A 16277-nucleotide genomic window follows, 5' to 3' on the forward strand; every position below is an offset into this window, starting at 1 on the left:
TGTTTTACCAGTTATTTCTGAGCTCTCTGAGCTCAGAAAAAATTTTGGCTTCATCTCGCGCCTGCGGGAACACTTCGCGCATTTTCTCCGCCACGCCTTCATTTCCGCATCTCATAAACGGATTGTAAAGTTTTTCTTCACCTATTGTTGAAACGGGGTTGCCGTTTGTCCTTACTTCACCCAGTTTTCTTTTGGCGTCTGTGTTGTCCGGTTCAATGCTGAGCGCGAACTCAAGATTTGTTTCCGCGTAGTTGTGCCCGCAGAAAACACGGATTTTGTCGTCCAGTTGCCCAAGCCGCCGGACGGAATTGAAAAGGTCATTCACATTGCCTCCGAAACGGGTGTTTCCGCAACCCGAAAGAAACAGAGTGTCCGCCACGAAAGCATTTCCGTCAATAAGAAGCGTTATGTGGTCGGTGCAGTGTCCGGGTGTGTGCATAACCGAGAATGACAGATTGCCGAACTTGATGCCGTCTCCCTCGCCCACGGTTTGCCGTGCTCCGGTTTTTTCCGCGCCAAGTGCGTGTGAAACAATCGGCGCGCCCGTTGCCTTTGCCGCGGATTCATTTCCGGCTATGTGGTCGGGATGGGAGTGCGTGTTAATGATGACTTCCGCGGACATTGCTTCGCTTGCGATGTGGTCAAGGATTTCCCCGGGCGACAGGGGGTCAATAACGGCGCACTTTCCCGTTTCCGAACAGCAGACGGTGTAACTGTAGTTAGAGTCGCTTTTTGGAACAGAGAACCTTGTTATGAAAAACTGTCCGCAGTTAAAAATCTCCATAAGTCCCATAAAATCTACACAATGCCCGGATTCAATCAAAAAACCATTTCGCTTCCGTCCGGGCGGCGCGGGCTTTGACAACCCGCCGTGTCGCTGTCATATTAATATCCCGATTTTGCTTCATGGCAGTCCGTTGCGGCGCGGATTGATTGTGAAAAAGGGGCTTTTAAGCAATGTCTTTTGTTCAGCAACTTTCCTGCAAAGAGTGCGGGCGTTCATACCCGAAAAAAGCTCTGCATGTTTGCGAGGACTGTTTCGGTCCCCTGGAGGTCAATTACGATTATTCCGCCGTGAAAAATGCTCTTTCGCGCGAAAAAATTGCGTCTCGCGCTCCGAACATATGGAGATACGCCGAGCTTCTTCCCATTGATGAAAAACCGCAAGCCGGCTTTGATGTGGGTTTTACTCCGCTTCTCAAAGCGGAAAAACTGGGACGCGCTCTCGGGCACAAAAACCTTTATGTGAAAAACGACGCGGTTTCGTTTCCCACGCTTTCCTTCAAAGACAGGGTTGTTTCGGTCGCGCTTTCAAAGGCGCTTGAGTTTGGATACAAAACTGTTTCTTGCGCGTCAACGGGCAATCTCGCCAACGCGGTCGCTTCAATAGCCGCCGAGCGCGGACTTGAAGCCGTAATTTTTATTCCGCACGATCTTGAAAAATCCAAGGTGATAAACACCGTTGTTTACGGCGCGAAACTTATAGGCATTAAAGGCACTTATGACGATGTGAACCGCCTTTGCAGTGAAATCGCGGGCAAGCGCGATTGGGCTTTTGTGAATGTGAACATGAGGCCCTACTACTCCGAAGGGTCAAAAAGCCTGGGTTTTGAAGTGGCGGAGCAGATGGGCTGGAAGCTCCCGCGCCATATTGTTGTTCCCATGGCGAGCGGTTCTCTTTTGACGAAAATCCATAAAGCGTTCGGCGAACTGCGGGAGGTCGGGCTTATTGACGATTCCGAACCCGCTCCGGTTATGCACGGAGCGCAAGCGGCAGGTTGCTCGCCGATTTCCACCGCCGTCAAAGACGGAAGGGATTTTTTCAAGCCCGTTATACCGGACACAATCGCAAAATCGCTTTCAATAGGAAATCCCGCGGACGGTTACTACGCGATAAAGATCATAAATGAGAGCGGCGGATGGAGCGAAGACGCTTCCGATGACGAAATACGCGAGGGAATCGCCCTTCTTGCCGAGACCGAGGGCATATACACCGAAACCGCAGGCGGTGTTACGGTGGCGAGCGCGAAAAAACTGATAGCGCAGGGTCGCATACCTGACGGCGAGCCAACCGTGCTGTGCATAACGGGCAACGGGCTTAAAACTCAGGACGCGATTGAAAACAGCGTTTCAACCCCTTATCTTATGGAACCGAATATTGAGGATTTTGAAAAGATGTTCGCGGAAAACAACAGCAAATAAGGAGCCGAAAATGCCGCTTGTCAGAATACCCACCCCTCTCAGAAATCTTTCCGGAGACAGAGACGAACTCAACGTTGCCGCCGCAAATATTGGCGATATGATTGAAAAACTTGAAGCGGAATGCCCCGGAATGAAAGACCGGCTCTGTGACGAGAGCGGAGAAATCAGAAGGTTTATAAATATCTACGTCAACAACGAAGACATCAGGTTTCTTGACGGAAAAGAAACCGCCCTTTCAGAAAACGACAATGTTTCAATAATCCCCGCAATTGCGGGCGGATGAGGATTTATAAGGCGGTTTACCCGTACAAGCGTGTAACCAAGTCTTTTTTTGGAAGAGCAGGCATTACGATTTTTTTGCAAGCATTTCTTTTATATCTGCAGGCAATTTGATACTTGTTTTGCTTTCAAAATCCGCAACGCTTCCATATTCATTGTTGAACAAATTAACTATATCAAGACCTTTATCTTTGGCGGTTGTAAAATCTTCTTTGGCTTTACCAAACTCTTGCAAGTGTAAAAAACTTATTGCACGGTTGTAATATACAAGATAGTAATCTGGCTTAAGTTTTATCGCTTTGTTGTAGTCAGCAATGGCTTTGTCATATTCGCCTTTCTCTGCATAACAACCCCCACGATTGTAATAAGCTTCCGCATAATCCGGCTTAAGGTTTATCGCTTCGTTGCAGTCAGCAATGGCTTTGTCGTATTCGCCTTTCTTTGCATAACAACCCCCACGATTGTAATAAGCTTCCACATAATCTGGCTTAAGATTTATCACTTTGTTGCAGTCAGCAATGGCTTTGTCATATTCGCCTTTCTCTGCATAACAACCCCCACGATTGTTATAAGTGGCCGCATAATCTGGTTTAAGGTTTATCGCTTCGTTGTAGTCAGCAATGGCTTTGTCATATTCGCCTTTCTTTGCATAACAACCTCCACGATTGTAATAAGCGTCCGCATCATTTGGTTTAAGGTTTATCGCTTCGTTGTAGTCAGCAATGGCTTTGTCATATTCGCCTTTCTTTGCATAACAACCTCCGCGATTGTAATAAGCGTCCGCATAATCTGGTTTAAGTTCTATTGTTTTGCTAAATTGATTTATAGCATCTGTGGAGTTTTTTACCGCATAGTATGCGACTCCACAGTGAAAGTGAGCTCTTGCTTTCTCCACATCATTGTTTGCGGAGTCAATCTTTTCTTTCCAGTAATTTACACTACGTTCAATATCAAATGTTTTATTCAAAGAATTTGCCACGGCATAACCGGAAAAATCAGAAAACAACGATTCTTCATCAATGCCATATGTGTATTGTAATTCTTCAATGATTTGGGTTTTACTATCTTTATCAACCAAAAACCTGTCCATTCTATTTGGTTGAATAGAAACGACACCGAAGACAAAGATAGAACTTTGAGCCACAGTGCGATTTCCACGAGCAGAAGGTTCCCATAGCCATGGATTAGAATCACCATGATTGTTATAGAAATCCTCTATTTCCTCTTCAAGGTTTTGATTGTTTATTTCTTTTGTCTGTGAACTGGAAAGAATATGAACAGCCCCGTCTTTTTCTTTGTTTTCATTACAGGCAAACCAGAGAGCAATCAAAGGGTTCCGGGTAAAATCTATAAGTCCTGTGGCAGCCCCTTGGTGTTGCAATTTTGCTAACAGTTCTAAGTTTTTCGGATTTTCTTCATCAGCCAATCCACGCATTTTGAGCCTATCGATAAGAGATTGCAAATAGCCTATAACCAGAGGCGTTGCCAAGTCTGGTTCAATGGATTTATGGTTCAGGCGACGAAAAGCAGAGCAATTAACCTGCCATTCTGCATTAGATTGCCCTCTATAAAACAAATTGTTGTCTTTTTTAAGTTCGTACAGCCGCTCATGAAATTCTGCAACTGTTTTTATAATGATTTTGCTCATTTTGATATTTCCCTACGATTTTTGGAAGTGAAATGGAAAACGAAACCGAAAAATGCCAGAATCACTAAAACTCTTTCTCCAATTCATCAATAAGTTTTTTCTGTTTCCCGGACAGTTTTTTTGGAATTTCCACTTTTACGTTTACGAACAAATCACCCGTGCCTCTGCCGTTCATATTGGCAATTCCTTTTCCTTTGAGCCGCATAACCGTTCCCGACTGAGTTCCGCCCGGTACTTTGAAGTTAATCTTGTCGCCGCTCAAAGACGGGATTGAGATTTCATCGCCCTTGATTGCCTGGATGAAGTTTATTTGTACCTCGCGTATCAAATCCGCGCCTTCTCTTCTGAAAGTTTCATGTTCGGCGACAATGCAACGTATGTAGAGGTCGCCGTTTTCTCCTTTGCCGTTGTCGGCGGCTTGCCCCTCGCCTCTGATTCTCAAGCGGGTTCCGCTGTCAACTCCGGGTGGAATTGAAACGTTGACCTTGCTTTTTTCCGTTACAACTCCGTTGCCCCGGCATTTTTTGCACGGTTCCGTTATCAACTCGCCCCTGCCCTGACAGCCACGGCAAGTTTGGCGCATCTGAAAAGGTCCTTGTCTGTAAGTCTGGTTTCCGCTTCCGCCGCATTGGTCGCAGGTGACGGTTTTGTCTCCGCCTTTGCCGCCACAATCGGTGCATTTCACGGTTCGGGGTATCACAACCTCTTTTTTGCACCCAAATACCGCGTCTTCAAACGATATGCCAAGGTCAAGTATGAGGTCCTGTCCTTTCGCCGGTCCACGCCGCCCCGCGCCGCCTGAAAAAACATCGTCAAAAAGGTCGCCGAAAAGTCCGCCTAAATCTTCAAAACCCCCGGCTCCGCCGCCAAACCCGCGACCAAAATCAAAACCTTGCCCTCCAGCGCCAGCGTGTCCGAAATTGTCATACTGAGAGCGTTTGTTTTCGTCTGAAAGCACTTGATACGCTTCGTTTATTTCCTTGAATTTTTCTTCCGCTTTCTTTTTGTCTTTGTTTCTGTCGGGATGATATTTCTGAGCAAGCTTTCTATACGCTTTTTTGATTTCGTCATCGTTTGCGCCGCGCGAAACACCGAGCGTTTCGTAGTAGTCTGTTTTAGCCATTTTACTTTTCCGGTTTTTCGTTTTCGCCGGACTGTTCTTTATTTTCCGGTTCGGAGCTTTCGGGCTCTGCGCTTCCCGATGAAACCGCGACAAAGATCGGACGAATCAATGTTTCGCCCGCAGTATATCCCTTCGCGATTTCCTCCGCCACGCAACCATTTTCCACTTCTTCGGACGGCCTGCTTTCTATTGCCTGATGCACTGACGGGTTGAATTTTTCGCCAACTCCGGCGGACAGTTGAGTTATGCCGAAGTTGCCGAGTTGAGACACGGATTGCTCGTAAGTCAGGCGGACGCCCTGAATAAGTCCATCACTGTCCGCGTCTGATTGGGAGCTGTGTTTGAGCGCCAGTTCAAGGCTGTCCAGAATGCCGAAAATTGACGCCGCCAAATCACGTATTCCCGAAAGACGCACGGTTTCTTTTTCTTTTTCGGCGCGTTTTTTGTAATTGTCAAACTCCGCCGCCAGACGCAGGAACCTGTCGTTGAGTTCGTTGTATTTCTCTTCAAAGTTTTCCGCCTTTTCCGCGTTGATTTCTTTCTTTTTCGTCTGTTTCGCGTCAGCGGGCGCGGCGGACGGTTTTTGTTCCGGTGTTTCTTCGGTTTTTTCTTTTTTCTTTGAACTCACTTTTATTTTCCTTCCGCAAAATCCGGCTCTTCCATATAATTTTTTGAGTTTTTTATGTAGTTGTCAGCCGATGTTCTTATGCTTTCCCTCTCCTCGTTCGTCAGGTCTCTTGCCACTTTCGCCGGAACTCCGACCGCGAGTTTTCCCGAAGGTAAAACAAAACCCGGAGGCACAACCGCACCCGCGCCCACTATTGATTCCTCGTTGATTTCCGCTCCGTCAAGCACGACTGCTCCCATTCCTATCAAAACCCTGTTTTTGATTACGCATCCGTGAACAATCGCATTGTGCCCAATGGTAACATGGTCTCCTATTTCAAGCGGATGCATGCCGCCGGTTACATGAAGCATTGAGTTGTCCTGCACGTTTGTCCCCTCACCGATTTTTATGTGGTGGACATCGCCTCTTGCCACCGTGTTGAACCATATGCTTGAACGCGCGCCGATGGCAACATCTCCGACTATTACCGCTTGCTTTGCTATAAACGCGCTCGGATGTATGGACGGAGTTTTTCCTTTCAGGGATTTAATCAATTTATTTGTCTGTTATTTCCGCGTCTATAACTTCCCCGTCATCGCCGCCCTTTTTCTTGTCGGGTTGTTCTCCGCCGGGCTGTTTCGCGTCCGCCGCGCCGTCGGTTGCGCTCTGCTGCTGTTTATACATAATCTCGGCGAGTTTGTGAGACGCTTTTGTTATCGCTTCGGACGCTTTTTCAATCTCGTCCGCATTACCGGATTTTATCGCGGTTCTTCCCGATTCAAGCGCCTGCTCAAGATCTTTGCTCTCTTCGTCCGACAGTTTGTCCTTATGTTCTTTAAAGGTCGTTTCGGTTGAGTAAATCAACTGATCAAGCTGATTTTTCGCCTGAACGGTTTTGTGTTTTTGCTCGTCTTCATCGCTCTTTTCCTCCGCCTCTTTTATCATCGCGTCTATCTCTTCCTGAGACAGTCCGCTTGACGCCTCAACCTTGATTTTCTGCTCTTTGTCGGTTGCCTTGTCTTTTGCCGTAACATGCAGAATGCCGTCCGCGTCTATGTCAAAAGACACCTCGATCTGAGGAAGCCCTCTGGGCGCGGCGGGGATTTTGTCCAGAATGAACTTTGCAAGAGTTCTGTTGTCCGTGGACATTTTCCGCTCTCCCTGAAGAACATGGATTTCCACCTGCGTCTGATTGTCTTCGGCGGTTGTGAATATCTGGCTTTTCTGGGTCGGGATTGTCGTGTTCGCTTCAATTATCGGGGTCATTATTCCGCCAAGTGTTTCAATTCCGAGCGAAAGCGGCGTAACATCCAGAAGCAGAATGTCTTTTACGTCTCCGCCGAGCACCGCGCCCTGAATAGCCGCTCCCATTGCAACAACCTCATCGGGATTGATTCCCTTATGAGGTTCCTTGCCGAAAAATTCCGTAACGGTTTTCTGCACAAGCGGCATTCTTGTTGAACCGCCGACAAGCAGAACTTCCGATATGTCGGACGCTTTGAGTCCGGCGTCTTGAAGAGCTTTTTGGCACGGTTCCAATGTTCCCTTGACCATCGGTTCTATTAACTGCTCCAACTTCGATCTTGTGATTTTCATCACAAGATGCTTCGCGCCCGAAGAGTCCGCGGTTATAAACGGAAGGTTGATTTCCGTTTCCAGTTTGCTTGACAGTTCCACCTTGGCTTTTTCCGCCGCCTCTCTGAGACGCTGAATTGCCGTTTTGTCTCCCGCGAGTTCTATGCCGCTGTCTTTTTTGAACTCTTCAATAATGTAGGAGATTATGTGGCGGTCAAAGTCGTCTCCTCCGAGAGCCGTATTGCCGTTGGTTGATTTCGCTTCAATAACACCTTCGCTTATCTCAAGCACGGAAACATCGAAGGTTCCGCCTCCAAGGTCGTAAACCACAATTTTGCGGTCTTTCTGATTGTCAAAACCGTATGCGAGCGCCGCCGCGGTCGGCTCGTTGATAATTCTGTCAACCTTGAGCCCCGCTATTTTGCCCGCGTCTTTTGTCGCCTGCCGCTGGCTGTCATTGAAATACGCCGGAACGGTTATGACCGCTTCCGTTACTTCGGAACCGATGTAGCTTTCCGCCGCCTTTTTAAGTTTCATCAAAACATGGGACGCTATCTGCGGCGGAGAGTATTTTTCCCCTTCAATCTCAATCCACGCATCTTTGCCTTTGTCCGCCGAAACCACATTGTAGGGAAGTTTCTCCACAAGGTCCTGAACCTCATCCAACCGTCTTCCAATCAAGCGTTTGGACGAATAAACCGTGTTTGCGGGATTGACTACCGCCTGCCTTTTTGCCGAAGCACCGACAAGTGTTCCGTCATCTTTTGTGAAAGCCACGGTTGAAGGGGTTGTGCGCTCTCCCTCCTCGTTCACTATTACCTTTGCTTCTCCGCCTTCCACAACTGAGACGACGGAGTTTGTTGTTCCGAGGTCTATACCGATTATTTTTGACATTTTATTCCTCCATTTTTGCCATGCTGACGCTTGGCGACCGCTTGATTTTGGAAATGGCTTTGTTTTCTATCTGCCGTATCCTTTCAGCGGAGATTCTGAATTTTTTTCCGAGATCCTCAAGTTTGACGGGAGTTTCTGTTAGAAAACGCGATGTGATAATTTCCCTTTCGCGCTCATCAAGTCCGTCAAGCGCTTTGTTCAAAGCCGTTTTCCGCCAATTTTCATTTTGCGATTTCGCGAGAGCCGTTTCCTGAGACGGGGTTGTGTCCGCGACAAGTTCAAGATACGAGCCCGCGCCGGACATTCCGCCGATTTTGGAATCAAGCGAAAAATCCCTAGCCGAAGTTCTAGTTTCCATCTCCGTTATTTCCCGCGCGCTCACGCCTAGCATTTCGGACAGTTTTTCAGGTGTTGTTTTCTCTTCCGAAAGCGCGCGTCGCGCCGCAGAAATTTTCTGGAACAGTTTTCTTTCGTTGCGACTGCTTCCTATTCTTACACTGCTCCAGAACCGCATAATGTGCTCGTTTATGCGCGCCCTTATCCACCAGACCGCGTATGAAACAAGGCGGTAGCCGCGATGCGGATTGAATTTTTTGACCGCGGTCATCAGCCCGAGCGCCCCTTCCTGAATGAGGTCCATGAGGGAAACATCGTAACTTGTGTAATTTTTCGCTATGCGAACCACAAAGCGCAGGTTTGAATTCACAAGAACACGCGCCGCGTCAAGGTCGCCCGTTTCCCAATGCTTCACGGCAAGGGCGAATTCCTCCTCTCTGCTGAGCAACGGGTAACACTCAACCTCTTTCATGAACGCGCCGATATTTGAATTTAACGCAAGTATTTTCATTTCCACTTCCCTAGGCAAACAAAATAAGCACCGAAAGTCCCATGTCAAGCGGTAAAGACGCGCCCGAAAAAGAAACCTTTTAAGTTACGGGTAAAAATTTGTGTGTGAAATAAGGCGGTTACACCGCAAACCGTAAGTGTAATATCTCTTTGGTGTTTTTACATTTACGGTGAAAACCGCGTTTTTTCAGCCGGATATGGATTTTACCGCTTTTTCCGCGGCTTCCTTCATATCCGCGGCGGTTGTTATGTCAAGTCCGGATTCCGAGAGCATTTTTCTGCCGAGTTCAACGTTTGTGCCTTCAAGCCGCACAACGAGCGGAACATTGATTCCGACTTCTTTGGCGGCGGCGATAATGCCTTCCGCAATGACATCGCATTTCATTATGCCGCCGAATATGTTGACCAGAACCGATTTCACGTTCTTGTCGCTGAGTATCATTTTGAACGCTTTCGTTACCTGTTCAGTGGTAGCGCCGCCGCCGACGTCAAGGAAGTTGGCCGGCTCGCCGCCGTAGTATTTAATAATGTCCATTGTCGCCATCGCAAGCCCCGCCCCGTTGACAAGGCATCCTATGTTGCCTTCCATTTTGACGAAGCTGATTCCCACCTCTCTCGCTTCCACATCAAGCGGGTTTTCGTCGCTTACGTCCCGCATTTCTTCAAGCGCTTTGCGCCTGTACAGGGCGTTGTCATCAATATTCACTTTGCAGTCAAGCGCGCGCAACTCGCCCTCTCCGGTCAGTATCAGAGGGTTTATCTCCGCGATTGCGCAGTCATTTTCAGTGTAAAGCCTGTAAAGCGCTGATATAAAAGCGACCGCTTTGTTCACCGCTTTGCCCGTAAGGCCGATTCCAAAGGCGATACGCCTGCATTGAAACGGCTGTATGCCGATTGCCGGGTCAATAAATTCCTTGATAATCTTTTCAGGCGTCTTTTCCGCGACTTCCTCAATTTCCACCCCGCCCTCGGAACTTGCCATAACAACGTCCTTTTCGTTTGAGCGGTCTGACACAATCGCCAGATAAAACTCGTGCTTGATGTCCGCCGGCTCTTCAATGAGAACTTTGCGCACAACCTTTCCTTCGGGTCCGGTCTGGTGTGTTACAAGCGTCATCCCCAGCATTTCGGAACTGATTTTTTCCACCTCTTCGGGGGTTTCGGCAATTTTAATTCCGCCCGCTTTTCCTCTGCCCCCGGCAAGCACCTGTGCCTTGACAACAAACTTGTCAAACTTCAGGGATTTGGCGTGTTCCACCGCCTCTTTTGCCGTAGCCGCCACCTTTCCCGCCGGAACGGGTACACCGTATTTTCCCAGCAATTCCTTTGATTGATATTCGTGAAGGTTCATTTTTTTCTCCTCGGGAGTTTATTTAAGGGCTGATTTTATCCAATCCCTTTTCATTCTTGCAATGTTAATGATTGAAATTCCTTTTGGGCAGACGGCTTCGCACTCGGCGTGGTTTGAGCAGTTTCCGAACCCTTCGGCGTCCATCTGGTTGATCATCCTTCTAACTCTGCCCGCCGCTTCGGGTTTACCCTGAGGCAGAACTCCCAAATGCGATATTTTCGCCGATGTGAAAAGCGAAGCGGACGCGTTCGGGCAAGCCGCAACGCATGCTCCGCACCCTATGCATTCGGCTGAATCCATGGCGTCATCCGCTATGTTTTTAGGAACGGGAACGTCATTCGCGTTCGGCGCGCTTCCCGTGTTTACCGAGATGTATCCGCCCGCGCTTATGATTCTGTCAAACGCGCTTCTGTCAACAACAAGGTCTTTTTGAACCGGAAAAGCGTTTGCCCTGAACGGTTCAATAAATATGGTGTCTCCGTTGTTAAAATGACGCATATGTAACTGGCAAACCGTTGTTGTTGATTCGGGTCCGTGAGCTTCTCCGTTGATGGTAATTCCGCAAGTGCCGCAAATTCCCTCTCTGCAGTCGCTGTCAAAAGCGATGGGGTCTTTATTTTCCTTAATCAACCCCTCGTTCACGACATCAAGCATTTCAAGAAAAGACATATCGGGCGACACGCCCGCCGCTTCGTATTTTTCCATCGCACCTTTGGATTGTGCGTCTTTCTGCCGCCAGACCATCAGCGTGAGGTTCATTGTTTTGGAGTTTTCAGACATTGAAACGGTTTATTTGTAACTCCTCGTTGACGGTTTCACAAACTCAAAGCCCAAAGTTTCCTTCTGAATCTCGGGACTTCCGTCCGGATTGTTTTTCCACGCGGCAACATAGGCGTATTTTTCATCATCGCGCAACGCTTCGCCCTCTTCGGTCTGATATTCCTCCCTGAAATGTCCGCCGCACGACTCCTCTCTTTCAAGAGCGTCTTTCGCCATCAGTTCGCCGAGTTCAAGAAAATCCGCGACCCTGCCCGCCATTTCAAGGTTTTTGTTTATAGTGTCGGAGTTTTCGGGGATTTTGACGTTGCTCCAAAACTCCTCTTTGAGTTTAGGTATTTCAGCAAGCGCGTGGTTCAAGCTGTCTTTGCTTCTGGACATTCCTACATAGTCCCACATGATTTTTCCGAGCTCGCGGTGGAACTCCAACACTGTCTTGCTTCCTTTAATTGACAGCATTTTGTCCGTGCTTTTCCGGACGGATTCGGCGGCTTGCTTGAATTCATCCACGCTGGCGCTGATGTCCGGCAAATTCGCGCCGGCAAAGTATTCGCCTATTGTATAGGGAATGACAAAATATCCGTCCGCGAGCCCCTGCATAAGCGCGCTCGCGCCGAGCCGATTTGCTCCGTGGTCTGAAAAATTCGCCTCTCCGAGAACAAAAAGACCGGGAATTGTACTCATCAGTTTGTAATCAACCCACAACCCGCCCATGCAGTAATGAACAGCGGGATAGATTCTCATTGGAACTTCGTAGGGGTTTTCGTCCGTGATTTTGTGATAGATATCAAAAAGGTTGCCGTATTTTTCCTTGACCGCGTCCCGCCCGAGGCGTTCTATCGCGTATGCAAAATCCAGATAGACTGAGAGCCCGGTTTCTCCCACTCCCCGCCCCTCGTCGCATATCGCCTTGGCGGCTCTTGAAGCCACGTCTCTCGGCACCAGATTTCCATAGGCGGGGTATCTTCTCTCAAGGTAGTAGTCCCTCTCATTTTCAGGGATTTGGTCGGGGCTTCGTTTGTCGTCCTTGTTTTTCGGAACCCACACTCTTCCGTCATTGCGCAGACTTTCGCTCATGAGCGTCAATTTTGACTGATGGTCTCCCGACACGGGAATACATGTGGGATGAATTTGCGTAAAACATGGATTGGCGAACAGTGCGCCTTTTTTATGGCAGCGCCATGCCGCTGTCGCGTTTGAGTTTTTGCCGTTTGTGGAAAGATAGTAGATGTTGCCGTATCCGCCGGTCGCGAGAACAACCGCGTCCGCACTGTATGATTCTATTTCGCCGGTCGCGAGATTTCTGCACACCACTCCGCGCGCCGCGTCTCCGATGACGACAAGGTCAAGCATCTCTCTCATCGGGAAAATCTCAACACTTCCCTTGTCCACCTGTCTCATAAGCGCGCTATATGCGCCTATGAGCAACTGTTGCCCGGTTTGTCCGCGCGCGTAGAAAGTTCTGGACACCTGAGCGCCCCCGAAAGAGCGGTTTTCAAGCAGCCCCCCGTAGTCTCTGGCGAACGGAACGCCCTGCGCGACGCACTGGTCTATAATTCCCGCACTTATTTCCGCAAGCCGGTAAACGTTTGCCTCTCTTGCCCTGTAGTCCCCGCCTTTGATTGTGTCATAAAAAAGACGCCATACGCTGTCTCCGTCATTCTGGTAGTTTTTCGCGGCGTTGATTCCGCCCTGCGCGGCGATACTGTGAGCTCTTCTCGGAGAATCTTGTATGCAGATGTTTGTTATTTGATATCCCAACTCCGCCAAAGACGCGCTTGCGGAAGCTCCGGCGAGCCCGCTACCCACCACAATGACTTTGAACCCGCGTTTATTCGCCGGATTGACCAGAGGCACGGTGGATTTGTATTTAGTCCATTTATCTTTAAGTGCGCCTTCGGGAATTTTTGCGTTAAAAGACAATTTTGTTTTTTATCCTCCGTGCCCGGTGATGTGCACCCAAAGTGGTATCACAAGAAATCCCGCCGCCAGAACAACCGCCATCAAGTATCCCGCCGTGGTTACAAAAGATATATATTTTTTGTTCACCGCTCCCAGAGACTGAAACGCACTCCAGTATCCGTGGCGCAGGTGGAAGCCCAGAAAAATCATCGCCGCCATATATAGAACCACATTGAGGTGGCTTTCAAAAAAATTGTAAACAAGCGCGTGAAGATCTCTTGTCACTTCGCCGTTAATCGTAGTGTAGTACCCTTCGGCGATTCCGGGACCGAACCGGAAAGACAAAACATGCCACACGACAAACGCTCCGAGCAGTATGCCCGTGTAAATCATATTTCTTGAAACCGCGGGGCTTGTGGTGGTTGCTCTGCCTTTTGACGTCGCTTCGTATTTTCCGGTGCGGGCTTTTCTGTTGGAAATTGTGATGGCGATGGAACTGATTATGTGAGCGGCGAACAGCGCAAGCAACCCTATTTCAATAGCCATGAGAAGCCAGCCGAGGTCGTGAAGGTATTTGGCGTAGGTGTTGAAAAGATTTGAGTCATCGCTGAAAAGCGTCAAGTTGCCCAGAAGGTGGACTACAAGAAATGAGATAAGTCCAATGCCCGTGAGCGCGTTGAGAATTTTTTTCGCTACTGATGGCATTGATTATCCTTTTATTTTATCAATCTTATCACACAACTCTTTTACGCTTGCGACTGAAGTTTTCAACTGTTTGGCTTCGGTCTTCGTAAGGTCTACTTCAACTATCTCTTCCGCGCCGCCCGCGCCAAGTTTTACCGGAAGCCCGGCAAACATTCCTTTGACGCCGTATTCGCCCTCGGCGAGCACACAGCATGGAAGAACCTGTTTTTTGTCTTTGATTATGGCTTCCGCCATCAGAGCCGCGGCCGCTCCCGGCGCATAGAAAGCGCTTCCTGTTTTAAGCAGTCCCACAATTTCCGCGCCGCCCTTGCGGGTTCTATCTATCAGGGCGTTTATTCTTTTTTTCGGAAGAATGTCCGTAAGCGGGATTCCCGAAACCGTCGTGTAGCGCGCAAGCGGAACCATATCGTCTCCATGCCCACCAAGCACAAACGCGTCTATGTTTTCCACCGAAACATTCAGTTCTTCCGCTATGAAGGTTTTGAAGCGCGCCGAGTCCAGAACGCCAGCCATTCCCATCACCCTGTGTTTTTGGAAACCACTTGTTTTGTAAGCCGCATAAACCATAGCGTCAAGCGGGTTGGTTACAAGAATAAGAATTGCCTTCGGGGATTTTTTCACCGCCGCTTTGACTACCTGACGGATAATTTTTGTGTTTGTGGCAAGCAGGTCATCTCTGCTCATTCCCGGCTTTCTCGCGATGCCCGAAGTGATGATTATGATGTCCGAACCGGCCGTTTCATCATATTCATTGCTTCCGCAGACTTTTACGTTAACACCCAGGACCGCGCACATCTGCGACATGTCCAGTGCTTTGCCCTGCGGCATATCCTCAACTATGTCAACGATTACGACGTCGGCAATCTCGGCCTCAGCGACTCTCATAGCTGCGGTCGCGCCAACGTTACCTCCGCCTATGATGGAAACTTTCGGCCTGGCCATGTTTTGCTACCCTCTGGGGTTTAACCCATATTATCAACTATGGCGTTGCCAAATTCACTGCATTTTAGGAGAGTTGCTCCGTCCATAAGGCGCTCAAAGTCGTAGGTAACGGTTTTCTTCCTGATTGACTCCGCCATGCCTTTCTCAATAAGGTCGGCGGCTTCATTCCAGCCGAGATGGCGGAACATCATGACTCCGGAAAGAATTACCGAACTGGGGTTCACTTTGTCCTGCCCGGCGTATTTAGGAGCCGTTCCGTGGGTTGCCTCGAAGATTCCGTGCCCCGTTTCGTAGTTTATGTTTGCCCCCGGAGCGATTCCTATTCCCCCGACCTGTGCGGCAAGGGCGTCTGACAGATAGTCTCCGTTGAGGTTCATGGTTGCGATAACGTCAAACTCTTTGGCTCTGGTGAGAACCTGCTGAAGAGTTATGTCCGCAATGGTGTCTTTAACCAGCAGTTTTTTCTTGTATGCTCCGTTCCCGTGTGAACCGTAGATTGAATTGACAACATTCTCCACTTCACTGCACAAATCAGCTTTCTGTGTTTCTGTCATCATGTCGTATCCGGGGTCTATTTTTTTCGCGTTGTCTTCGATGCTGATTTCCGGGTCTCTGTCTTTATTGTCCAGTATCCAGCTTTCCCTTTCTGTTATGGTCTGGTCACGAAATTCTGAAACCGCCACCTCAAAGCCCCAGTCTTTGAAAGCGCCTTCGGTAAATTTCATTATATTGCCTTTGTGAACAAAGCAGACGCTTTTGCGTTCGTGTTCCAGAGCGTAGCGAATCGCGGCACGGACAAGGCGGGCTGTTCCTTCCTGTGAAACCGGTTTGATTCCAATTCCCGAAGTTTCAGGAAAGCGGATTTTCTCAACTCCCATTTCGTCCTGTATAAAATTGATGATTTTTTTTGCTTCCGGAGTTTGAGATTTCCATTCAATTCCCGCGTAGATGTCTTCGGAGTTTTCGCGAAAAATCACCATGTCAACATTTTGAGGACTTTTGACCGGACTCGGAACGCCTTCGTACCATCTCACCGGACGCAGACAGACATAAAGGTCAAGTATTTGCCTGAGCGCCACATTGAGGCTTCTTATGCCTCCGCCAATCGGGGTTGTGAGAGGCCCCTTGATTCCCACAAGGTATTTTCTAAAACCCTCAACGGTTTCGTCCGGAAGCCAGTTTCCGGTCTCATTAAACGCTTTTTCTCCGGCGAGTACTTCAAACCAGTCAATTTTTTTCTTTCCGGCGTACGCTTTTTCGACCGCCGAATCAAAAACATACTGGGAAGATTTCCAGATGTCGGGTCCTGTTCCGTCCCCTTCAATGAAGGGAATTACCGGATTGTCGGGAACTTGCAGTTTGCCCTGTTTGATGCTTATTGTCTTTCCTTGCGGCATATGTCTTTTCTCCCTAAATTACGAAAATG

15 protein-coding genes are annotated in these 16277 nt (G+C 48.6%); 2 read left to right on the forward strand and 13 right to left on the reverse strand.

Features of this window, described 5'->3' with window-relative positions; translation table 11 throughout:
• Positions 1-4 precede the first annotated feature (4 nt).
• Positions 5-823, reverse strand: a complete 819-nt coding sequence (locus GKS04_03460; GenBank protein QMU56222.1) for an MBL fold metallo-hydrolase — start codon at positions 821-823, stop codon at positions 5-7.
• A gap of 134 nt (positions 824-957) precedes the next feature.
• Here GKS04_03460 and GKS04_03465 point away from each other — a divergent pair, with 134 nt between their 5' ends.
• Complete coding sequence (locus GKS04_03465) at positions 958-2202, forward strand: threonine synthase (GenBank protein ID QMU56223.1); 1245 nt, start codon at positions 958-960, stop codon at positions 2200-2202.
• 10 nt (positions 2203-2212) lie between these two features.
• Positions 2213-2485 carry a molybdopterin synthase sulfur carrier subunit gene (locus GKS04_03470; protein ID QMU56224.1) on the forward strand — a complete coding sequence of 91 codons (273 nt, stop codon included), beginning with the start codon at positions 2213-2215 and terminating at the stop codon, positions 2483-2485.
• 63 nt (positions 2486-2548) lie between these two features.
• On the opposite strand, the gene GKS04_03475 is transcribed toward GKS04_03470, so the two are convergent.
• The 12 genes from GKS04_03475 to GKS04_03530 form a co-directional block, all read right to left on the reverse strand.
• Positions 2549-4129 carry a tetratricopeptide repeat protein gene (locus GKS04_03475; protein ID QMU56225.1) on the reverse strand — a complete coding sequence of 527 codons (1581 nt, stop codon included), beginning with the start codon at positions 4127-4129 and terminating at the stop codon, positions 2549-2551.
• 64 nt (positions 4130-4193) lie between these two features.
• Positions 4194-5252, reverse strand: a complete 1059-nt coding sequence (gene dnaJ, locus GKS04_03480; GenBank protein ID QMU56226.1) for a molecular chaperone DnaJ — start codon at positions 5250-5252, stop codon at positions 4194-4196.
• A 1-nt stretch (position 5253) separates the two neighbouring features.
• On the reverse strand, positions 5254-5886 hold the full coding sequence (gene grpE, locus GKS04_03485; protein ID QMU56227.1) for a nucleotide exchange factor GrpE: 633 nt from the start codon (positions 5884-5886) through the stop codon (positions 5254-5256).
• Positions 5883-6413 carry a gamma carbonic anhydrase family protein gene (locus GKS04_03490; GenBank protein ID QMU56228.1) on the reverse strand — a complete coding sequence of 177 codons (531 nt, stop codon included), beginning with the start codon at positions 6411-6413 and terminating at the stop codon, positions 5883-5885. Before GKS04_03490 ends, grpE begins: the two co-directional genes overlap by 4 nt.
• Before the next feature lies 1 nt (position 6414).
• Positions 6415-8328 (reverse strand): molecular chaperone DnaK, encoded by a 1914-nt coding sequence (gene dnaK / locus GKS04_03495; protein QMU56229.1) that lies wholly within the window; start codon positions 8326-8328, stop codon positions 6415-6417.
• Between the two features lies 1 nt (position 8329).
• Entirely contained in the window at positions 8330-9175 is an 846-nt protein-coding gene (locus tag GKS04_03500; protein QMU56230.1) for a sigma-70 family RNA polymerase sigma factor, read from the reverse strand.
• 186 nt (positions 9176-9361) lie between these two features.
• Positions 9362-10525, reverse strand: a complete 1164-nt coding sequence (gene sucC / locus GKS04_03505; protein ID QMU56231.1) for an ADP-forming succinate--CoA ligase subunit beta — start codon at positions 10523-10525, stop codon at positions 9362-9364.
• 18 nt (positions 10526-10543) lie between these two features.
• Positions 10544-11284, reverse strand: a complete 741-nt coding sequence (locus GKS04_03510) for a succinate dehydrogenase/fumarate reductase iron-sulfur subunit (protein QMU56689.1) — start codon at positions 11282-11284, stop codon at positions 10544-10546.
• Positions 11285-11314: 30 nt separating this feature from the next.
• The gene (gene sdhA, locus GKS04_03515) at positions 11315-13225 is read right to left on the reverse strand and encodes a succinate dehydrogenase (quinone) flavoprotein subunit (GenBank protein QMU56232.1); all 1911 of its coding nucleotides are present in this window, start codon (positions 13223-13225) and stop codon (positions 11315-11317) included.
• 9 nt (positions 13226-13234) lie between these two features.
• A complete protein-coding gene (locus tag GKS04_03520) occupies positions 13235-13909 on the reverse strand; it encodes a hypothetical protein (GenBank protein ID QMU56233.1) in 675 nt (224 codons plus the stop codon).
• Positions 13910-13912: 3 nt separating this feature from the next.
• Positions 13913-14851 (reverse strand): malate dehydrogenase, encoded by a 939-nt coding sequence (gene mdh, locus GKS04_03525; GenBank protein ID QMU56234.1) that lies wholly within the window; start codon positions 14849-14851, stop codon positions 13913-13915.
• A gap of 20 nt (positions 14852-14871) precedes the next feature.
• Positions 14872-16248 carry an NADP-dependent isocitrate dehydrogenase gene (locus GKS04_03530; GenBank protein QMU56235.1) on the reverse strand — a complete coding sequence of 459 codons (1377 nt, stop codon included), beginning with the start codon at positions 16246-16248 and terminating at the stop codon, positions 14872-14874.
• Positions 16249-16277 lie beyond the last annotated feature (29 nt).

Source organism: Candidatus Mycalebacterium zealandia, from assembly GCA_014075295.1.
GTDB lineage: Bacteria > Desulfobacterota_D > UBA1144 > Nemesobacterales > Mycalebacteriaceae > Mycalebacterium > Mycalebacterium zealandia.

Coding starts and splice junctions, on each gene's coding strand:
- dnaJ (QMU56226.1), bottom strand. CDS start 5,252: ATGGCTAAAACAGACTACTACGAAACGCTCGGTGTTTCGCGCGGCGCA.
- GKS04_03520 (QMU56233.1), bottom strand. CDS start 13,909: ATGCCATCAGTAGCGAAAAAAATTCTCAACGCGCTCACGGGCATTGGA.
- GKS04_03475 (QMU56225.1), bottom strand. CDS start 4,129: ATGAGCAAAATCATTATAAAAACAGTTGCAGAATTTCATGAGCGGCTG.
- GKS04_03500 (QMU56230.1), bottom strand. CDS start 9,175: ATGAAAATACTTGCGTTAAATTCAAATATCGGCGCGTTCATGAAAGAG.
- GKS04_03510 (QMU56689.1), bottom strand. CDS start 11,284: ATGAACCTCACGCTGATGGTCTGGCGGCAGAAAGACGCACAATCCAAA.
- mdh (QMU56234.1), bottom strand. CDS start 14,851: ATGGCCAGGCCGAAAGTTTCCATCATAGGCGGAGGTAACGTTGGCGCG.
- GKS04_03465 (QMU56223.1), top strand. CDS start 958: ATGTCTTTTGTTCAGCAACTTTCCTGCAAAGAGTGCGGGCGTTCATAC.
- GKS04_03530 (QMU56235.1), bottom strand. CDS start 16,248: ATGCCGCAAGGAAAGACAATAAGCATCAAACAGGGCAAACTGCAAGTT.
- sucC (QMU56231.1), bottom strand. CDS start 10,525: ATGAACCTTCACGAATATCAATCAAAGGAATTGCTGGGAAAATACGGT.
- dnaK (QMU56229.1), bottom strand. CDS start 8,328: ATGTCAAAAATAATCGGTATAGACCTCGGAACAACAAACTCCGTCGTC.
- GKS04_03470 (QMU56224.1), top strand. CDS start 2,213: ATGCCGCTTGTCAGAATACCCACCCCTCTCAGAAATCTTTCCGGAGAC.